The sequence below is a fragment of the Soehngenia saccharolytica DSM 12858 genome (assembly GCF_059568515.1).
Map to the genome: position 1 here is coordinate 1 of NZ_JCANTN010000059.1, position 2,819 is coordinate 2,819.

The 2,819-nt window shown below is 36.0% G+C and carries 4 protein-coding genes; all 4 read left to right on the forward strand.

Going from position 1 to position 2,819, the window contains the following annotated elements; all coding sequences use genetic code 11:
- Window positions 1-89: 89 nt before the first annotated feature.
- A complete protein-coding gene (locus BO51_RS09975) occupies window positions 90-419 on the forward strand; it encodes a hypothetical protein (protein ID WP_496486281.1) in 330 nt (109 codons plus the stop codon).
- A gap of 37 nt (window positions 420-456) precedes the next feature.
- On the forward strand, window positions 457-1,335 hold the full coding sequence (locus BO51_RS09980) for a hypothetical protein (RefSeq protein ID WP_496486283.1): 879 nt from the start codon (window positions 457-459) through the stop codon (window positions 1,333-1,335).
- A gap of 714 nt (window positions 1,336-2,049) precedes the next feature.
- The gene (locus tag BO51_RS09985; protein WP_496486285.1) at window positions 2,050-2,412 is read left to right on the forward strand and encodes a reverse transcriptase domain-containing protein; all 363 of its coding nucleotides are present in this window, start codon (window positions 2,050-2,052) and stop codon (window positions 2,410-2,412) included.
- Complete coding sequence (locus BO51_RS09990; protein WP_496486287.1) at window positions 2,405-2,554, forward strand: hypothetical protein; 150 nt, start codon at window positions 2,405-2,407, stop codon at window positions 2,552-2,554. The genes BO51_RS09985 and BO51_RS09990 overlap by 8 nt, the downstream gene beginning before the upstream one ends.
- Window positions 2,555-2,819 lie beyond the last annotated feature (265 nt).

The following is a 2,819-nucleotide window of genomic DNA, read 5'->3' on the forward strand; positions in this document are numbered from 1 at the left end:
GTACAAATATTATCCCATAAGACTTATGAGATAGAAAAGAAAATATAGTTTTTAAACTATGACTTTATTATACGAGGTGGTGAGTATATATGTCTACAAAAAAAATCATATTGTTACTTCTTGTTCTATCATCATTAGCAGTAGGCTCTATTATAGCTTATAGAGGCGGGAAGAATGTGAGTTATACTGATGCTGAAATTGAGGAAATGTCTGCTAGTGACTTGTATGAAGTACTCATAAATAACGGGTTACAGGTGAACGAAGATTTAAAAAAAGAACTCACTGATGAGCAGTTAGCAGAATATATAAAAAGTGACTTCAATCTTCTGAAAAACGGTGCTACCTCGCGAAGTCATGCAGGGTACAAAGAAATGGCAGACGACATAAAGAAGATATATGAAAGCATCCTAAGAAAGTAACAATTGTATTAAAAAATAATTAAGAATAGAGGACAATATGGGTATGAAAAGTAAAAAGTTGCATTTCTTGGCACTGGTAACTTTGCTAGTTGCTATTTTCATGACGACATTATCAGCTGTTCATGCACAGGAAAATGATTCGATTCCTAAAGAAACAATACTTTCTTTTGACAGTACTAATATGTTAAAGACGTTAGAAGCTAATGGATTGCGGTTACCTTCGGATTATCAAAAACATAAGGATATAGCTAAATTTTTTGTATCAAATTATGTACCCTTGTTGATTGAAGGCAAGGTAAACCCGTATATTGCATCATTTAATTATGAGCAATCAAATCAAATGATGGCTGAAATGGCAAGGGTTCTTACTAAAATGAACTTGCTTCAAGCGAAAACCCTTTTGCAATATACTTTGCAAAACAGTACAGCTATTGGTTCTTGGAGTAGTTCTTATTTGAATTATAACTGTTACGCTTATTCACTAGGTATGGTGTCAGGTTTGCAACCAGGGGCAACATCAAATACTCCATTTAGCATGTCTTTATCTATTTCTCAAATGGCAGATGTTGTTTTAGCTGATTTGGATGTAATGGGTTATTGGGGTTACAAAACTACAACTAAGCCAACAAGCTTTCCTGATCAGTGGTTTAGAGTAATCTGCATCAGAAAAGATAACAGTAATGTTGATTATCATTTTATGAAGACTTATGATACATTAAATGCTTGGGCACATAAACCAGGTGGAACGCAACCGTTAAGGTGGAACTATTCATCTCCAGGAACTGCTATTTGGACGAATGAGTACGTTTATATGGGTACGGCTTACCCAGGGAATGTTACTTATGAAAGTCAAATTTATTACATTATTTATAAAGGTAAAAATGATCCTGGTATCCAGCCACTTAAAGGACAATAAGTGCAAGTGACTCCACATCTGAGCTTTGTTTTCTTATAAATAATGTCAAATAGGAGTTTTGTGTATTTCACATAGAAATTTTGAGTGATACTAAAGCGGTGGACATAATTCACCGCTTTAGTGTTACCCGGTATAGACAACAACTTTGTGGTGAAAGTACACTACGAGCTTGGTAGTAGGAACTGTTAGCTGAAAACAAGGGTGTCCACAGCGACGTGGAATCTGAAGGAAACTAGAGGCAAAATTCCAAACTGACAAACAGAAATCACATCTGGCTGATTTAGAGTGGACGAGTTTGCTGAACAAAGCAAATTCCAATACTACCCGAGGTCTATACAGTAAATGTGGAGATTACATTGGAGGAAGGTTGTTGCTCTTACCCATGGAGGTTTCATGGACATGGGAAAACATAATATAGACAACATCGTCAACTGTGGAAATAGTGTGGAACACGAAAACACAGAAATGGGTGGCGCAATTCAAGGATGATTGAAAAGGACGACATCGGCACTAACAAACCAACAGTAGAAATGTTAGAAAGAATCTTATCCAGGGATAATATGAATATGCTTACCAAAAGGTAAAAAAAATAAAGGGGTAGGTGGAATTGATAAGATGAAGATAGATGAACTTCTATAACATTTTAAATCCCACTGGGAAGAAATTTTATCATCAATACTGAATTCAAGCTACAAACCAACTCCGGTTAAACGTTTGAAAATACCAAAAGATAACGGTCAAACACGTAAACTGGGGATACCCACATTAGTCGAAAGAGTGATTCAACAGGCAATTTATCAAGCGTTAAGTCCAATATATGAAAATCAGTTTTCTAATACTAGCTATGGATTCAGACCAAATAGAGGATGCCATGATGTATTGAAGAAATGTCAGGGATACTCAAATGGAGGATACTGGTATATAATCGATATGGATTTAGAGAAATTATTTGATACAGTTAATCAATCGATGCTTATGGAAATATTATCAAAAACCATTGATAATCACATGGTTATAACCTTAATACATAGTTTCTTATGCTGGAATCATGGACAAAGGAATGTTCATAATGAGTGACGAAGGAGTTTCTCAGGGAGGCTCTATCAGCCCATTGTTAGCAAATGTAGTTCTAAATGAATTAGACCAAAAGCTTGATGAATGGGGATATTGTTATGTAGGTATGCAGATGATAGTGCGGCACGAAGGCATGTCCAAGTAGCGTAGCTACTTGAAGACAGCTATGCTGTACAGATGATGGCGATAAGTCCGCTGAAATTGCCATACAGGTGAAGATTTCAAACTACCTTAAGGTGCTGTGGTCAAAAGCCATGGTATTGAGCGTTAAGGGAAAGGCAGTATATATACTGTCAAGTGCCTATTATGACCAGTTATTAAACGTCAAGAAGTAATGTAGTTTATTTTGCCTTTGCGATTATAGAATTTCTTTCAGAACCAGTCAAGGGGGAAATCGCCCTTGACAGAAC